This is a genomic window from Streptomyces durocortorensis, from assembly GCF_016901035.1.
Classification (GTDB): Bacteria; Actinomycetota; Actinomycetes; order Streptomycetales; family Streptomycetaceae; genus Streptomyces; species Streptomyces durocortorensis.
Map to the genome: position 1 here is coordinate 19,505 of NZ_JAFEUF010000022.1, position 16,082 is coordinate 35,586.

The window sequence follows — 16,082 nt, forward strand, 5'->3', positions numbered from 1 at the left end:
TCCCCCTGGTTGGCGCGACCGGCCGCCGCCTGCCAGCCGCGGCCGCGCGGCGGCCCGGCGCTCCGGGGCCGCCCCCCCGCCCCCCCCCCCCCCCCCCCCCCCCCCCCCCCGCTGTTCGTGTGTCTCCGTCACATCACCGCTCGCGCGGTGAGGCCAGGACGTACACCGTCTCCTCGGGGATGTGCCGGGTGTCTCGGCGGGCCAGCAGCCAGTACAGCACCGCCGGGACCACCAGGCCCACGATCCAGGAGACGTCCGCGCCGCCCAGCAGGTCGAAGTGCGCGTCGCCGAGCAGCGCCGAGAGGTCCACCCGGTCCAGGAGGCGGATGCCCAGATAGACGAAGGCCAGCGCGCAGATGACGCTCGCCACCCGCCCCAGGACATGGATCACGCGGTAGCCGACCGCCGCCATGACAGCCGTGACCACCGCGAAGACGACGATGCCGGTGGTGTCGTTCGTGTGCATGAGCTGAGCCGTCGCCTGGCCGGCCAGCACGCTGCCGCTCGCGAAGAACCCGACGTACATCAGGATCACCAGCAGCAGCGGGACGACCGCGCCCTTCACTCCGAACTGGGCCCGGGACTGGATCATCTGAGGCAGGCCCAGCTTCGGGCCCTGCGCCGAGTGCAGCGCCATGACGGCCCCGCCGAGCAGGTTGCCCAGCAGCAGGCCGACGACCGACCACACCACGTCGCCGCCCGAGACGACGGCCAGCGCGCCCGTGACGACCGCGGTGATCTGGAGGTTGGCGCCGAGCCAGAGGGTGAACTGACTGAACGCCGTCCCGTGCCGTTCGTCGTCCGGGACGACATCGATGGAGCGGCGCTCCACCAGGTCTTCGGCTGCCATGCTGCGGCTCCCTGGTCTCTCGGTGGTGTGGTGCTGCCTGTCCGGCCCGCCGACTCCGGGCCGGAAGCGGCTACTTCTTGATGCCGTGCTCCGCCGCCCAGTCGTACGCGACGTCCTCGGGGTCCTTCCGGTCCTTGTCCACCAGGCGGTTCAGCTCGGTGAGGTCCTTCGTGGTCAGCACGGACCCGAGGCGGGCGAGCGCCTTGCGGACCGTCGAGTCGGCCTTGCGGTCGGCGATCAGCGGGACGACGTGCTGGCCGGGGATGAGGTTCTTCGGATCGGTGAGGACCACCCAGCCCTCGGCGGCGATGTCGGTGTCGGTGGTGAAGAGGTTGGCCACGTCCACATCGCCCTTCTTGAGGGCTCCCTTGACCAACGGGCCGGAGGAGTCGAGGGACTTGAACTCCTTGAACTCCACGCCGTACACCTCCTTGAGGCCCACCGAGCCCACCGTGCGCTTCTTGACCTCGGGGGCCGCGCCGATGACGAGCTTGCCGTTGTGCTTCGCCAGGTCCGCCAGGGACTTCAGGCCGTACTCGTCGGCGGTCTCCCTGGTCACGGCGAACGCGTCGGCGTTCTCCGCCTCGCCGTACGGGAGGATCTGCAGGCCGCGCGGCAGGAGCATGGCGAGGGCGTTCTGCATCGTGCCCTCCTCCGTGGCCGTCGCCTTGGTGTCGAGGTAGTGCAGCAGAGCGCCCTGGTACTCGGGCAGCAGATCGATGTCGCCGCCCCTGAGCGCGGGGATGAGGATCTCGCGGGTGCCCAGGTTGGGGCGGACCGTGGTCTTCACCCCGGCCGCTTCGAGGGCGGCGGCGTAGAGGTACCCGAGGACCTGGTTCTCGGTGAAGTTGGCGGTGCCGATGGTGACGCCGCCCTTGCTGGAGCCGCCGCCACCGCCTCCGGCCCCGTCCCCTTCGAGTGAGGTGATGCCGCTGCTGCACGCGGCGAGCGCGGGGACGGTGGCGGCGGCGAAGAGTCCGCCGAGGAGCGCCCTGCGGTTCATGGGGTTCATGCGGGTCACGCGGCTTTCGCGGTTCGTACGGGTCATGAGGGGCCGACTCCTAGGACTGCGGGGCGGGGCGGTGGCGGAAGAGGACGCGCTGGAGGGCGGAGAGCACGAGGTCGAGGACGACGGCCACGAGCGCCACGAGCACCGCACCGCCGAGGACCTGCACGAGGTCGCGCTGGGCGAGCCCGTCGAAGACGTACCGGCCGAGCCCGCCGAAGGAGACGTACGCGGCGATGGTCGCCGTGGCGACGACCTGGATGAGCGCCAGTCGCAGCCCGGTCATGATCAGGGGGAGCGCCAGGGGCAGTTCGACCTGGAAGAGAACCTGGTACCAGCGCATGCCCTGGCCGCGTGCCGCGTCCCGCACCTCCGGATCGACCGCTGTCATCCCGGCGTACGTGTTGGTCACGATGGAAGGGACCGCGAGCGCCACCAGCGCGATGTAGACCGGCCACATCGACAGACCGCTGGCGAGGAAGACGAGGACCACGAGACCGACCGTGGGAAGCGCCCGCCCGAAGCTCGACAGGTTGATCGCGACGAACGCGCCGCGCCCCGTGTGCCCGATGAGCAGACCGATCGGCAGGGCGATGGCGGCCGCGACGAGGGTGGCGAGCAGCGAATACTGGAGGTGCTCGGCGAGCCGGTGGCCGATGCCGTCGGAGCCGGTCCACTGCTCGCCGCTGACCAGCCAGGAGCCGAGGCCCTTGAGGAGTTCGAACATGAGGTCAGGCCCCCTGCTTCTGCCGGCGGGTCCACGGCGTCAGGACGTACTGGAGGGTGACGAGCAGCGCGTCCGCGACGAGCGCAAGGAGCAGGGTCAGGACGACGCCGACGATGACGGGCGTGGGGAAGTTGCGCTGGAACCCGTCGGTGAAGAGCTGCCCGAGCCCGCCGTCGCCGATGTACGTGGCCACGGAGACCAGGGAGATCGCCATCACCGTCGCGATCCGCACCCCCGCCATGATCACGGGGAGCGCGAGGGGGAGTTCCACGGTGAGCAGGGTGCGCAGCGGCCGGGTGCCCATGGCCTTCGCGGCCTCCTTCGTCCGGGCGGGGACGGAGTCCAGACCCTCGACGGTGTTCCGCAGGAGCACGACGAGCGTGTAGATCGTCAGGCCGATGACGGTGGTGGTGCGGGTGAGCCCGCTGACCGGCAGGAGCAGCACGAACACCGCGATGGACGGGATCGTGAACAGGACGTTCGACAGGCCGAGGAGCAGCCCGCGCAGCCTGCGCACCCGGTGGGCCAGCACGGCCAGGGGGAGCGAGATCAGCAGCCCGAGGAGGACGGCGGTCAGGGCGGCCTGGAGGTGGGAGAGCGTCAGGGTGGTGAGGTCGTCGGTGTGGTCGGCTATCCACGACCAGTCGACGCTCACGCCGCCACCGCGCTCGCCGCGCTGTGCACCTGGCCGGCCCGGTCGTGGATGTCCTCGCGGGAGCTGACGCCGGTGAGGACGCCGTCCGCGTCGACCCGGGCGACCAGGCCGCTCGGCGCGGCGATCGACTCGTTGAGCGCGGAGAGCAGCGAATCGGTGTCGCGCAGCGGCCGGACGGGTATCTCCGCCGCGTCCTTGCTCTCGCTGTCGCGCCAGGCCAGCGGCTTACGTGCGGCGTCCAGGGTGAGCTGCCAGCGGGCGCCTTCGGGTGCGGGGCCCTGGGCGACCTCGGCGAGCGTCGTCAGGGACAGCAGCTTGAGCCCGCGTTCCGCGCCGAGGAAGTCCTCGACGAACGCGTCCGCGGGGCGGGCGAGGAGTTCGGCGGGGGTGGCGCACTGGACGAGATGGCCGCCGGTACGGAAGACGGCTATCCGGTCGCCGAGCCGCACGGCCTCGTCGATGTCGTGCGTGACGAAGACGATGGTCTTGTTCAACTCTCTCTGGAGTCGCAGCAGTTCGTCCTGGAGCTGGGCGCGGACCACCGGGTCGACGGCGCCGAAGGGCTCGTCCATCAGGAGGACCGGCGGATCCGCGGCGAGCGCGCGGGCCACTCCGACGCGCTGCTGCTGACCGCCCGAGAGCTGGTGCGGGTAGCGCTTCCCCGCCTCGGTGGTGAGCCCGACCGTCTCCAGCAGCTCCGCCGCCCGCGCCCGCGCCTTCCTGCGGCCGTGGCCGAGCAGCAGCGGTACGGTCGCGATGTTGTCCAGGACGGTGCGGTGCGGGAAGAGCCCGGCCTGCTGGATCACGTAACCGATGGAGCGGCGCAGCTCGGCGGCGTCCTGTTCCAGGACGTCCTTGCCGCCCACCCTGATCGTCCCGGAGGTCGGCTCGACCATCCGGTTGATCATGCGGAGCGTGGTCGTCTTGCCGCAACCGGAAGATCCGACGAGGACGGTCACGCCTCCTTCCGGCAGGTCGAGCGTGAGGTCGTGCACCGCGGTCGTGCCGTTGGGGAAGCGCTTGTGGGCCTTGTCGAATTGGATCATGAGGAGTCCCTTGCCCGGCTGCATATCATCATGCAGAGTTCTCGGTGACTGAATAGATTGTCAATAGGTCGTCGCCGCTCGGGTGTAAATCCCTGGTTACTCATGGCCGTAGGGCAAGACGGAGTGCCCGACAGAGGAGGAATTGCAACTGATGTCGTCTCACATCTCGGACAGAGTGGCCGATGGCAGCGATGCGGTCGTCGTCCTCGACGGTCGCCGACTGATGGTCGCAGATGTCGTACGCATGGCCGAATCTGTCGCCAGTCCCGTCCCGGCGGCCGAGGGCATGAAGCGGGTGGAGGCCTCGTGGGACGCCGCGCGGGAAATCGCCTCCTGGGGTCGCGTCTACGGCCGCTCCACCGGCGTCGGCGCGAACCGGAACGAGTCCGTACCCACCGAGGCGGCCGCCGACCACGGCCTGCGCCTGCTGCGCAGCCACGCCGGAGCGATCGGCGAGGAGCTTCCCGCGCGGCAGGTCCGCGCCATGCTCGCCGTCCGCGCCAACCAGCTCCTCGCCGGCGGCGCCGGGCTGCGCCCCACCGTCGTCACCGCGCTCTGCGAGGCCCTGGAGACGGGCGCGTACCCGAAGGTCAACGAGTTCGGTTCGGTCGGCACCGGCGACATCGCGGCGCTCGCGCAGATGGGCCTCGCGCTGGCGGGCGAACACCCCTGGCAGGGCGCGGGGGCCGCCCCCGAACCGCAGCCGCTCGACAACAACGACGCCCTCGCCCTGATCAGCAGCAACGCCCTCACCCTCGGCCAGTCCGCCCTCGCCCTGCACGAACTGCGCGCCCTGATCGGTGCCACCCAGGTGGTGGCGGCCCTCTCCCTGATGGCGATCGACGGCAGTTACGAGGCCTACGCGCTGCCCGTCCACGAGGCGCGGCGGCACGCCGGTTCGTACGCGGTCGCCGAGCGGATGCGGCTGCTGCTCGGCGCCCCCGACCGCCCCACCCCACCGCTCGGCCGGATCCAGGACCCGTACGGCCTGCGCTGCGTGCCGCAGATCCACGGGCCCGCGCACGACGCGGCGGACGCGCTGGAAGAGGTCCTCGGCGTCGAGATCAACGCGGCGGCCGAGAACCCGCTGATCTCCGCCGACGACATGGCCGCCTACCACCACGGCGGCTTCTACCTCGCCCAACTCGCCCTGTCCCTGGATCACTTCCGGCTCGCGGTGACCCAGGTGGCCCGGCTCTCCACCTCCCGGCTCTCGACGCTGAACGAACCGGGCTTCACCCGCCTGCGCCCGTTCCTCGCGGACGGCGAGCCGGCCTCCTCGGGCGTGATGATCCTCGAATACGCGACCGGGGCGGCCCTCGGTGACCTGCGGGCCTTCTCGGCGCCCGCCTCCCTCGGCCACGCGGTGCTCTCCCGGGGCGTCGAGGAGCAGGCCAGCTTCGCGTCACTGGCGGCCCGGCAGACCCTGCGGGCGTGCGAGGCGTTCCGGCTCGTCGTGGGCTGCGAACTCGTGGCGGCCGTACGGGCGTTGAGTCAGCGGGAACTGCGCCTCGACCCGGAGCTGCCCGTCGGCCGCGCTTTCGAACTCGCCGCCTCGGTGCTGGACGGGGAGTCGGCCGACCGGCCGTTGACCGACGATGTGGCGGCGGCCGCCGGGCTGCTGGACCGGTTCGCCGAGCTGTGGACGGACTCAGGAGCGGTCGCGGAACCGGCCCCGTAGCCCGCCCGTGGCGGGGCGCCCTCAGGAGCGGGCGGTGCTCAGGAGCGGGTGGCGATGTCGCAGCCCTCGCCGTCGCCTTCCCGCATCCGCTCCTCGATCGGCGTGCTCCGGTCGTACGGGTCGACCGCCGGGCCGTCGCCCCCCTCGGCGGTGGTGCGGTCGGCGAGGAACGCGGGGACCAGATAGCCGGTGGAGGTTCCGCAACCGCCGTTGGTGGTGTCCACCTTGTAGGAGACGAGGGAGAACGTCCCCGGCTCGATCACGATTTTCGCCGGGTCGTCCCAGCTCATCACCACCTCGCGGCGCACGATGGTGCGCGCGACCTCGTCGTCCCCCGAGGCCCGCATGACCGGGTAGACGTAGGTGACATCGGTGGAGACCTCCACCGCGCCCTTCCCGCCCTCCCGGAAGGCGATCCGGCCGCGCGTCTTGACCACGTCCCCGACCGGCCGCACATCGGCGGACCGGAAGCGGCTGAACAGCAGGAGGGGGTCGTTCTCCCGGTCGGGCGCGCCGAACGCCTTCTCCAGGTAGTCCTGGACGTCCGACTGGTGCGGGTTGACGAGCGCCATGGCCTTCTCGGGCCGTTCGCCGCCCAGCACTGCGGGGTCGAGCGCGGCGGCGACCAGGAAGTCCCGGCTCCGCTCCAGCGCCTTGCCGACCTCCGCCTCGCTCATCCAGCCGGTCGCCCGTGGCGCGGGCAGATGGATGCCGGCCGCGCCATCGGCCCACCGTGCCGCCGGTGATCCGGCGAACGGCTCGTCCTGCGTGGGAAGCGGGCCTTCCCCCTCCTGGGCGGGTGGCCCGTCCGGGCGTTCCGACTCCGCGGCGAGGGGCAGGGTGTCCACCGCGTCCGCGCCGTCGAACCAGCCGACGATCCGGCCGGGGGCGACGGCCACGGCGACCAGCAGCACGATGACGACCGCCAGGCCGAACACGTACCAGCCCTTGCCGCGCTGTCGCCGGGGCGGCTCGTGCGTTCGCCACCCCCGCGGCGGGTCGGGCTCGTCCCGAAGCCGCCGTGTCACCATCCGGGCCCGCGCCGACGGCTCCTCGGGCGCGCCCGGGCTGCCGGCCTCGGACTCCCTCAGGAAACGCTCCCACTCCTCGTCCGGTACGGACGCCCCACCCTTGCTCAACTCACCGCTCCCGTCGATGTTTCCGCGCCCGGTCCCTCCCCAGGTCCGAGCAGCGCACGGGGCATCATCACACGGCCCGCCGACAGCGACGGCGGGCGGTCCGGTCACCGGCCGGGCGCCCCCACACGCAGCCCGTCCATGACGAAGTCCAGCAGTCGGCCGGCCCTCGGCTCCCAGTCCTCGTGCGGATCGATCTGCCAGAGGCCGGCGATCGCGAGGAAGAAGTCGTCCGGCGTCACCCCGGGCCGGATGGCGCCGGCGTCCTCACAGGCGCGCAGCAGGGTTCCGGCCGCCTCCATGACCGGGGTGGGGCCGGGTCTCGCGGGGCCGCCCGGCGCGCTGGTCACCAGGCGGATCGCGTCCGCCAGACCGGCCTTCGTCATCGCGAAGCGGGCGAGCCGGTCCATCCACTCGCGCAGGGCCCGCTCGGGCGGGCGGCTCTGGAGCAACTCGCACGCCGCGTCGGCGACCTGCTGCATCTCGTAGCGGTAGACCTCCAGGACCAGCGCCTCCCGGTGGGGGAAGTTGCGGTAGAAGGTGCCCTGCCCGACCCCCGCCTTCTTGGCGATCGCGCTCAGCGGGGCGTCCGCGCGCAGCGTCAGCTCGACCGTGGCCACGCGCAGGATGCGCTCGCGGTTGCGCTGAGCGTCCGAACGCAGGGCGGTGTCCTTCTTCGGCTGCTGGGACACGGATCCTCCTCGGGGGCGTGGCCGGGCTCGGGGTGCGTGGCCGAAACCCGTCCTTGTTAACCGGACAGCTGTCCGTTACGTTTTCGGGGTAAGCGGACAGTGGTCCGGTTAGGGCTACCTTACTCCCGGCCGGGGCCGGCGGTCACCGACCGAGGCCCGGGTTCTCCACGTCACCCGACACCAGAGAAGGCTGAACATGGCCCCAGCGCCCTCGTCGACGTCCAGTGCGATCACCCTGAACATCAACGGCGAGAAGCACCACCTGCCCATCGACCACCGCACCACCCTCCTCGACGCCCTGCGCGAGCGCCTCGACCTCACCGGCACCAAGAAGGGCTGCGACCAGGGGCAGTGCGGCGCCTGTACGGTCCTGGTCGACCAGCGCCGCGTCGTCTCCTGTCTCAGCCTCGCGGTCGCGGCCGAGGGCCGCGAGATCACCACCATCGAAGGCGTGGCCGAGGGCGACGAACTGCACCCCGTCCAGCAGGCCTTCCTCGACCTCGACGGCTACCAGTGCGGCTACTGCACGCCCGGCCAGATCTGCTCGGCCATCGCCGTCATCGAGGAACACGCGGCCGGCTGGCCGAGCGCCGTCACCGACGACCCTGCTCCCGAAGCGGGGCCGCCACCGCTGACGCCCGAGGAGATCCGCGAGCGGATGAGCGGCAACCTGTGCCGCTGCGGCGCCTACGTCTCGATCGTCCAGGCCGTCGCCCGCGCCGCCGGGGAACACACCGCAGAGGGAAGCGCAGCCGGGAAGCACGGCGCCGAGGAGGCCGCCGCATGAGGGAATTCGGCTATCAGCGCGCCCATGACGTCAGCGGCGCGGTCTCTCTCCTCGCCGCCGACCCGGACGCGCGCTACCTCGGCGGCGGCACCAACCTCGTCGACCTGATGAAGACCGGCGTGGAACGCCCCGCCCTCCTCGTCGACGTCCGAGAACTCCCCCTGGACCGCATCGAAACCACGGCGGACGGCGGCCTGCGCATCGGGGCGACCGTCACCAACAGCGACCTCGCCGTCCACTCCGAAGTCCGCCGCCACTACCCGGCGTTGACCCAGGCCCTGCTCGCCGGCGCCTCCGGGCAGCTGCGCAACATGGCCACCGTCGGCGGCAACCTCCTCCAGCGCACCCGCTGCGGCTACTTCACCGACCTCTCCCAGCCCTGCAACAAGCGGGCCCCGGGCACCGGTTGCCCCGCCGTCGCGGGCGAGCACCACAACCACGCGGTCCTCGGCGCATCCGACCACTGCGTGGCCGTGCACCCCTCCGACATGGGCGTGGCCCTGACGGCGTTCGACGCCGTGGTCTCCTACGAGAGCGCGGACGGCCCCGGCGAAGTCCCGATCACCGACTTCTACCTCCCCGTCGGCGACACCCCGCACCGGGAGACCGCCCTGCCGCCCGGCGCGCTGATCACCCATGTGACCCTGCCCGCCGCGACCGTCGCCGCCGGCTCCCGCTACCGCAAGGTGCGCGAGCGCGCCTCGTACGCCTTCGCCATCGGCTCCGTCGCCGCCGCGCTCGCCATCGAGGACGGCCGCGTACGCGAAGCGCGCCTCGCCCTCGGGGCCGTCGCCTCCCGCCCCTGGCGCGCCCGCGCGGCCGAAGCCGTTCTGACCGGCGCACCGGCCGACGGCGCGACCTTCGCCGCCGCCGCGGACGCCGAGCTGGCCGCCGCCCGGCCGCTGCCCCACAACGGATACAAGGTGACCCTCATGCGCAACCTCGTGGTCTCCGTCCTGACCGAACTCGCCGGGGAGGACGCCCGATGACGACCACCACCCCGGGCCCCTCGGCGCTCCGCGGCGCCGTCGGCACCGCCCGTACCCGTATCGAGGGCCGCGAGAAGGTCACCGGCGCGGCACGCTACGCGGGCGAGATCCCTTTCGCGGACCTGGCCCACGGCTGGCTCGTGCTGTCCACCGTCACCCGTGGCCGGATCCTGGACGTGGAGACCGACCCGGTCCTCGCCATGCCGGGCGTGCTCACCGTGCTCCACCACGGCAACGCCCCCCGCCTGCACACCGATTACGTCGGCATGCTCGGCACCCCGCCGGACCCGACGTGCGCCGTCTTCCAGAACGACCGGGTGCCGTTCGCCGGCTGGCCGGTCGCCCTCGTCGTCGCCGAGACCCCCGAGGAGGCCAGGGAGGCGGCTGAAGCGCTCGTGGTGACGTACGACAGCGAACCGCACGACACCGCGCTCCACCCGGACCACCCCGGCGCCTACGCCGCCGCCGGCCATATGCCCGCCGAGACGGAGAAGGGCGACCTGGAGGAACAACTGGCCGCCTCCGCCTTTGTGGTGGACGCGGAGTACACCACCCCCGAAGAGCAACACAGCATGATGGAACCGCACGCGGCGACCGCCCGGTGGGAGGGCGGCCGGCTGGAGGTCGTCGACTCCAACCAGGGCGCCGGCTGGGTCCAGGGTGAACTGGCCACGATGTTCTCGCTCGACGCCTCCTCGGTGCGAGTGCGCTCCGAACACATCGGCGGCGGCTTCGGCAGCAAGGGCCTGCGCGCCCACCAGGTGTCCGCCGTGATGGCCGCCACCGCCCTCAACCGCCCGGTACGCGTGGTGCTGACGCGGCGTCAGACGTTCTCGCTGGGCGGCTACCGCAGCCCCACCATCCAGCGGGTCAGGCTCGGCGCGGCCCCCGACGGCCGGCTGCTGGCCCTGGAACACCGCTCGCTGAACCAGACGTCCACGGTGTACGAGTTCGTCGAGCCCAGCGCCGGTGTCGCCCGTGTTCTGTACGACGCCGACGCCCACCGCACCGCCAACCACGTCGTCCGGCTCGACGTGCCGTCCCCGACCTGGATGCGGGCGCCGGGGGAGGCCCCGGGATCCTTCGCGATCGAGGCGGCCCTCGACGAACTCGCCGAACGCGGCGGCATCGACCCGATCGAGCTGCGCCTGCGCAACGAGCCGGACGTCGGCCCCGTCTCGGGACTGCCGTTCAGCAGCAACAACCTCGCCGCCTGCTTCCGCGAAGGAGCCCGCAGGTTCGGCTGGGCGGACCGCGACCCACGCCCCGGTATCCGGCGGGAGGGACGCTGGCTGCTGGGCACCGGCACGGCCGCGGCCTCCTTCGGCGCCGGGGCCGCCCCCTCGACGGCCCTGGTCACGGCCGAGGCCGACGGCTCCTTCACCGTACGGATCACCGCCGCCGACATCGGCACCGGAGCCCGCACCGCGCTCACCCTGATCGCCGCCGACGCGCTGGAGACCGCACCCGAACAGGTCCGGGTCCGCATCGGCGACAGCGACTTCGGCCCCGCGATGATCGCCGGCGGATCCATGGGCACCCGCTCCTGGGCCTGGGCGGTCACGGCCGCCGCCGCCGAACTGCGGGAGCGGCTCGCGATGACCACGTCGATCCCGCCGGAGGGGATCACCGTACGGTCCGACACCACCGAGGCCCTCGGGGCGCTCGCACAGAAGGAACGCCACTCGTTCGGCGCGCAGTTCGCCGAGGCCGCCGTGGACACCGCCACCGGCGAGATCCGGGTGCGCCGCATGCTGGGCGTCTTCGCGGCGGGCCGGATCGTCAACCCGCTGACCGCCCGCAACCAACTCGTCGGCGGAATGACCTGGGGCATCTCCATGGCCCTGCACGAGGAGGCGGTCCGCGACCGCAATACCGGCGGTCACTACGCCCCCGACCTCGCGGGCTACCACGTCGCCACGCACGCCGACACCCCCGCCATCGAGGTGGACTGGGTGGACGACCACGACCCGGACGACCCGGTCGGCATCAAGGGCGTCGGGGAGATCGGCATCGTGGGCGCGGCGGCGGCCGTCGCCAACGCGGTCTGGCACGCCACCGGCGTACGCCACCGGAATCTGCCGATCCGCCCCGACCGGGTCCTCGCCGCGACGGTGCCGGAGCCCGCCGGGGGAGCGGCGGATGCTTGACATCGCCGGCGAGTTGCACCGATGGATGACGGAGGGGCGGGAGTTCGCGGTCGCCACCGTCGTCTCCGTCGGCGGCAGCGCGCCGCGCGGACCGGGGGCCGCCCTCGCCGTCGACAGCGAGGGAAACGCGATCGGTTCGGTCTCCGGTGGCTGTGTCGAGGGCGCGGTCTACGAACTCTGCGCGCAGGCCCTGGCGTCCGGCGAGAGCGTCCGGCAAAGCTTCGGCTACAGCGACGAGGACGCCTTCGCGGTCGGGCTGACCTGCGGCGGGGTCATCGGCATCATGGTCACGCCGGTACGGGCCGACTCGCCGGACCGGGAAGTGCTGCGGGCCGCGCTGTCCGCGGCCGTCTCGGGCGAGGCGGCGGCCCTCGCCCGGGTGGTGAGCGGCCCGGGCGGGCTCCTGGGGCGGTCGCTGCTCGTCCGCGCCGACGGCTCCCACGAGGGTGGGCTCGGCGGCCACCCGGAGCTGGACCGTACGGCTGCTGCCGAAGCCTCGGCCCTGCTCGACACCGGCCGCACCGGCACCGTCGCCCTCTCCGAGGACGGCTCGCACTGCCCCGGCGGACTCACCCTGCTCGTCGAGACCAGCGTCCCGCCGCCTCGCATGATCGTCTTCGGCGCGGTCGACTTCGCCGCCGCGCTGGTCCGGGCCGGGAAGTTCCTCGGCCACCATGTGACGGTGTGCGACGCCCGGCCCGTCTTCGCCACCCGGGCCCGGTTCCCCGAGGCCGACGAGGTCGTCGTCGACTGGCCCCACCGCTATCTGCGGCGCACCCGCACCGACGCCCGCACCGTGCTGTGCGTCCTCACGCACGAGGCCCGGTTCGACGTGCCGCTGCTCACGGAGGCGTTGCGGAGGCCCGCCGCGTTCGTCGGCGCGATGGGCTCGCGCCGGACCCACGAGGACCGGACCCGGCGGCTGCGCGAGGCCGGACTCGGCGACCGTGAGCTGAACCGCCTGCGGTCGCCCATCGGCCTGGACCTCGGAGCCCGTACGCCGGAGGAGACGGCGCTGTCCATCGCGGCGGAGATCGTCGCGGCCCTGCGCGGCGGAACGGGTCTGCCGCTGACCGGGGGAGCGGAGCCCATCCACCGGGAGCCCGGCCCGGAACGACGGACCGTCAGCCGGCTCTGAGGCCGCCGCGGATCCGGTCGACGACGGCCGAGACGAGCTCGTCGAACTGCTCGTCCGGGGTGGGCAGCGGCAGTGCGGCGGCCTCCCGGAGGGTCGGGATGTCGAGGTCGGCGTGGGCGGTGAGCCAGGCGTCGGGGACGAGCCGGCCGGAGCTGTCGCCCTCGCGGCCGCCCTCTGCGTGGCCGTCCCCGGCCAGGTCGTCCCCGCCCCGGCCGTCGCCCGCGCGATCCGCCGGTCCGTCGATCAGGAGGACGAAGGACAGCACCAGCAGGGAGAGATGGCGGTGCGCCGCGAGCGCCGCGGGCACGTCCAGGCCCACGTCCCGCAGGAGCCGCAGGAAGCGGTCCAGGTGGAGCAGGCGGTTGGGGTGGACCGAGGCCGGAGGAGTGTCCTCGTCCAGGGAGACCAGCAGGGCGCGGGGCCAGCGGCGGTACAGCGCGCGCAGGGAACCGGCGTAGTCGGCGACGGAGGTCTCCCAGGTCGCGGCCCTGGTGGGCGCTCCTCGTACCGCTGCTCGCCTGGGGAGCGGGCGGTGGGATCGCCGGCGCGCCCGTCATGGCCGTCGCCGTGCGGGTCACGGACCCCGAGCGCGTCGGCATGGTCGCGGGGACGGTCTCCCCCCTCGCCTCACTCGGCGCCGGTGTCGGCACGGCGGCGCTCGGCGCGGTCTTCGCCCGGCACGGCGGTCAGGGCGCCCAGGCGGTCACCGAAGGCGCCCGAGCCGTACTGGGCACGTCCGCCGCGCTCGCGGTCCTCGCGGTGCTCACCACCGTCACGCTCGTCGGACCGCGCCGCGTCCCACCGGCCTGACCGCGGCAGCGGAAGGGCACCGAGGGGCTGTTCGAGCGTCGGCGAGCCGTCGGTCAGCCGGCGTCCTGTCGCCGCACCATCTCGGCGATCCAGTCCGGCGCGTACGGAGAGGTGCAGCCCGGAGAGGTCGGGTAGTCCTTGAGGACCTCCAGGCGCTCACCGATGCCTACGGCGCGGGCGCGGAGCGCGGGGTGGTCGATGCCGATCTGGGCCAGACAGTGGTTCATCGCCCACTGCAGGCGGTCCGGAGCGTCCTTCATCCGCGCTTCGATGACGTCGAGCAGCCCCGGAAGGCCGAGGCCCTCGGGCTTCTTCCTGACGCGTTCGGTGGTGAGGGCCCAGCCGGCGCTCGCGACCACGGGGTCGGGGTCCGCCGACCAGGCCAGGCGCAGTTCCTCGGCGTGCGGGCTCTTCTTCACCACGTAGTTCACGAGCCAGTCGTGCACCTTGGGGGCGCGGGCCTCGCGCAGCATGCGGTCCAGCTCGTCATGCCCGAACGCCTTCGGGCGGCAGATCAGGAGCGCCAGCAGCATCGCCGCGGTGTCATCGGTCTCCCACAGCCGGACCGCGAGCTCCTGCTGCGTCTTGAGCCGCTTCGCGATGGCCCGCAGCTTGCCGAGGTTCACCCCGTGATCGTCACCGTGCTTCTCGTTCACGGCGCGGGCCTTCGGATCCTCCAGCGCGGCCAGCTCGGCCAGCAGCTCCGCCACCGTGGCGTCGGTCGGGCTCTCTCCGGCCACCGGGGCCTCCTCTCCCTCTCATCGGCTGTCCGCCCGACCGTCTGCCGGACTGTCGTTCGGCCGACGGTCGTTCTGCCGACCGGAACGGGGGATTCAGCGTACGACGGCACCCCGCGTTTAGCGGGGCCGTTCGGGGTCACTCCGGTACAGCGGCGCGAGCCACGGGGAGCCGGGCCGCTCCGGTGACGGACCCTGGGTGGCGCGCCGAGGACGAGGAACCATGAACCGTTCGACGGTGGAACTACTGCTGAGCGCACAGGAGGACACGATGCGTGACGTACGCAGGATCTTGCGGGCCAAGGTCCTGAAGGCCCGCGGGCTGGCCAAGGAATCGGACGGCAAGGCGCTCGACGACCAGAGTCGCCGGGACGAGGGCCGGCGCCGGCAGGCCGAGGCGCGCCACCTCGAACAGCGGGACCGGCCGGACGGGCGCCCCGGCCGTTGAACGGGCGAGGGGTCCGAGCACCCGAGGGCGAGGACGACCCGATGACGCGGCAGGCCCTGCCGGACGCGTCCGGCGCAGCTCCACGGCCGGGCGGGGAGGCGCCGAGGCCGGGCCGGGTCGTGCGGCTTCCCGGGGTGTACCGCCCGCAGACCGACACGCTTCTGCTGGCCCTCGCCATGCGCCGCGAGGGGATCGGCCCGGGCACGGACCTGCTGGACCTCTGCACCGGAAGCGGCGCGCTGGCCCTGCACGCCGCCCGGCTCGGCGCCCGTGTCACCGCGGTCGACATCAGCCGCCGGGCCGTGGCGTCCGCGCGACTCAACACCGCGCTCGCCCGCCTGTCCGTCACCGTACGCAGGGGTGACCTGCTGAGGGCCCTGCCGGGCCGTACGTTCGACGCCGTCGTCAGCAACCCCCCGTACGTTCCGGCCCCCGGCCTGTCGGTGCCGCGCTACGGGCCCGGCCGCTCCTGGGACGCGGGCCCCGACGGCCGGGTGATCCTCGACCGCATCTGCGACGACGCCTTCGCCGCCCTGCGCCCCGGCGGTCTGCTCCTGCTGGTCCAGTCAGGGCTGAGCCGCCCCGAGGAGACGGTCGGCCGGCTGTCCGCGGCCGGTCTCGACGTCTGTGTGACCGACCGGGTGACGATCCCCTTCGGGCCGGTCACCCGCCGCCGGGCCGCCTGGCTGCGGGACCGTGGCCTGCTGCGGGACCGGCTGGACAGGGAGGAACTGGTGGTGATCCGTGGCCGCAAGGAATGAGGCACCACGCCGCGTCGTGGTGAACCGGGAAGGCCCCATCCTGGTGGAAGGGCCGGTCGAGGTCGTCGGCGACGACGGTACGACGACGCGCTCCGACCGCTTCGTCGTCGCGATCTGCACCTGCCGCCGCAGCCGCACCTACCCCTGGTGCGACACCAGCCACCGCCGCCGCAAGCCCGCCGGGCCCTCGGAGAGCCGCCCGGACGGCCGACAGCCCCAGGAGGGCGAGGAGGACCCCCGATCGTGACGAACCCGGCCGCCCACCCCCGTGCCAGCGACAGCCCCGCGGCGTCCCCCGCGCTCCCCGCCCCGCGCGGACCTCTCAGCGAAAGCGTCCTCGCCGTGCTGGCGGGGGGGGGGGCCCCCCCGCCCCCCCCCCGCCCGGGGCCCCCCCCCCCCCCCCCCCGGGGCGGCCCCCCCAAGCGACGGGGAGGGGGGGGAGGGCGGGGCCACCCGGGGGGCGCGGGGG

General features: G+C 73.2%; 15 protein-coding genes and 3 pseudogenes. 9 read left to right on the forward strand and 9 right to left on the reverse strand.

Annotated elements, in window-relative coordinates:
• Positions 1-268 precede the first annotated feature (268 nt).
• The 5 genes and pseudogenes from JS521_RS07220 to JS521_RS07240 form a co-directional block, all read right to left on the reverse strand.
• Positions 269-850: pseudogene (locus JS521_RS07220) on the reverse strand (cytosine permease); the annotation flags it as partial.
• Between the two features lie 70 nt (positions 851-920).
• A complete protein-coding gene (locus tag JS521_RS07225; RefSeq protein ID WP_205081919.1) occupies positions 921-1,853 on the reverse strand; it encodes an ABC transporter substrate-binding protein in 933 nt (310 codons plus the stop codon).
• Positions 1,854-1,911: 58 nt separating this feature from the next.
• The gene (locus JS521_RS07230; protein ID WP_205081892.1) at positions 1,912-2,583 is read right to left on the reverse strand and encodes an ABC transporter permease; all 672 of its coding nucleotides are present in this window, start codon (positions 2,581-2,583) and stop codon (positions 1,912-1,914) included.
• A 4-nt stretch (positions 2,584-2,587) separates the two neighbouring features.
• Positions 2,588-3,238 carry an ABC transporter permease gene (locus JS521_RS07235; protein ID WP_032788395.1) on the reverse strand — a complete coding sequence of 217 codons (651 nt, stop codon included), beginning with the start codon at positions 3,236-3,238 and terminating at the stop codon, positions 2,588-2,590.
• A complete protein-coding gene (locus tag JS521_RS07240) occupies positions 3,235-4,284 on the reverse strand; it encodes an ABC transporter ATP-binding protein (RefSeq protein WP_205081893.1) in 1,050 nt (349 codons plus the stop codon). The genes JS521_RS07235 and JS521_RS07240 overlap by 4 nt, the downstream gene beginning before the upstream one ends.
• A gap of 151 nt (positions 4,285-4,435) precedes the next feature.
• Here JS521_RS07240 and JS521_RS07245 point away from each other — a divergent pair, with 151 nt between their 5' ends.
• Complete coding sequence (locus JS521_RS07245; RefSeq protein ID WP_205081894.1) at positions 4,436-5,965, forward strand: aromatic amino acid ammonia-lyase; 1,530 nt, start codon at positions 4,436-4,438, stop codon at positions 5,963-5,965.
• Positions 5,966-6,003: 38 nt separating this feature from the next.
• On the opposite strand, the gene JS521_RS07250 is transcribed toward JS521_RS07245, so the two are convergent.
• The gene (locus JS521_RS07250; protein WP_205081895.1) at positions 6,004-7,104 is read right to left on the reverse strand and encodes a hypothetical protein; all 1,101 of its coding nucleotides are present in this window, start codon (positions 7,102-7,104) and stop codon (positions 6,004-6,006) included.
• A 104-nt stretch (positions 7,105-7,208) separates the two neighbouring features.
• Entirely contained in the window at positions 7,209-7,793 is a 585-nt protein-coding gene (locus JS521_RS07255; protein WP_205081896.1) for a TetR/AcrR family transcriptional regulator, read from the reverse strand.
• Positions 7,794-7,989: 196 nt separating this feature from the next.
• Between JS521_RS07255 and JS521_RS07260 the strand changes: the two genes are divergently transcribed.
• The 4 genes from JS521_RS07260 to JS521_RS07275 are packed head-to-tail and all read left to right on the forward strand — an operon-like array spanning position 7,990 to position 12,857.
• Positions 7,990-8,580 (forward strand): (2Fe-2S)-binding protein, encoded by a 591-nt coding sequence (locus JS521_RS07260; RefSeq protein ID WP_205081897.1) that lies wholly within the window; start codon positions 7,990-7,992, stop codon positions 8,578-8,580.
• Positions 8,577-9,569: an FAD binding domain-containing protein gene (locus tag JS521_RS07265; protein WP_205081898.1), complete on the forward strand. Its 993-nt coding sequence runs from the start codon at positions 8,577-8,579 to the stop codon at positions 9,567-9,569. The genes JS521_RS07260 and JS521_RS07265 overlap by 4 nt, the downstream gene beginning before the upstream one ends.
• Positions 9,566-11,719: a xanthine dehydrogenase family protein molybdopterin-binding subunit gene (locus JS521_RS07270; protein ID WP_205081899.1), complete on the forward strand. Its 2,154-nt coding sequence runs from the start codon at positions 9,566-9,568 to the stop codon at positions 11,717-11,719. Before JS521_RS07265 ends, JS521_RS07270 begins: the two co-directional genes overlap by 4 nt.
• Complete coding sequence (locus JS521_RS07275) at positions 11,712-12,857, forward strand: XdhC family protein (protein WP_205081900.1); 1,146 nt, start codon at positions 11,712-11,714, stop codon at positions 12,855-12,857. The genes JS521_RS07270 and JS521_RS07275 overlap by 8 nt, the downstream gene beginning before the upstream one ends.
• On the opposite strand, the pseudogene JS521_RS07280 reads toward JS521_RS07275, so the two are convergent.
• Positions 12,844-13,353: pseudogene (locus JS521_RS07280) on the reverse strand (TetR/AcrR family transcriptional regulator C-terminal domain-containing protein); the annotation flags it as partial. The gene JS521_RS07275 and the pseudogene JS521_RS07280 overlap by 14 nt on opposite strands.
• Between JS521_RS07280 and JS521_RS07285 the strand changes: the two are divergent.
• A pseudogene (locus JS521_RS07285) lies at positions 13,344-13,658 on the forward strand (MFS transporter); the annotation flags it as partial. The pseudogenes JS521_RS07280 and JS521_RS07285 sit on opposite strands and share 10 nt — an antisense overlap.
• A gap of 62 nt (positions 13,659-13,720) precedes the next feature.
• On the opposite strand, the gene JS521_RS07290 reads toward JS521_RS07285, so the two are convergent.
• Positions 13,721-14,407 (reverse strand): DNA alkylation repair protein, encoded by a 687-nt coding sequence (locus JS521_RS07290; RefSeq protein WP_205081901.1) that lies wholly within the window; start codon positions 14,405-14,407, stop codon positions 13,721-13,723.
• 220 nt (positions 14,408-14,627) lie between these two features.
• On the opposite strand from JS521_RS07290, the gene JS521_RS07295 reads away from it, so the two are divergent.
• Genes JS521_RS07295 through JS521_RS07305 form a run of 3 tightly spaced genes read left to right on the forward strand, consistent with a single transcriptional unit; the run spans position 14,628 to position 15,860 of the window.
• Entirely contained in the window at positions 14,628-14,852 is a 225-nt protein-coding gene (locus JS521_RS07295; protein ID WP_205081902.1) for a hypothetical protein, read from the forward strand.
• Between the two features lie 41 nt (positions 14,853-14,893).
• Complete coding sequence (locus JS521_RS07300) at positions 14,894-15,613, forward strand: HemK2/MTQ2 family protein methyltransferase (RefSeq protein WP_205081903.1); 720 nt, start codon at positions 14,894-14,896, stop codon at positions 15,611-15,613.
• Entirely contained in the window at positions 15,597-15,860 is a 264-nt protein-coding gene (locus JS521_RS07305; RefSeq protein ID WP_205081904.1) for a CDGSH iron-sulfur domain-containing protein, read from the forward strand. The genes JS521_RS07300 and JS521_RS07305 overlap by 17 nt, the downstream gene beginning before the upstream one ends.
• Positions 15,861-16,082 lie beyond the last annotated feature (222 nt).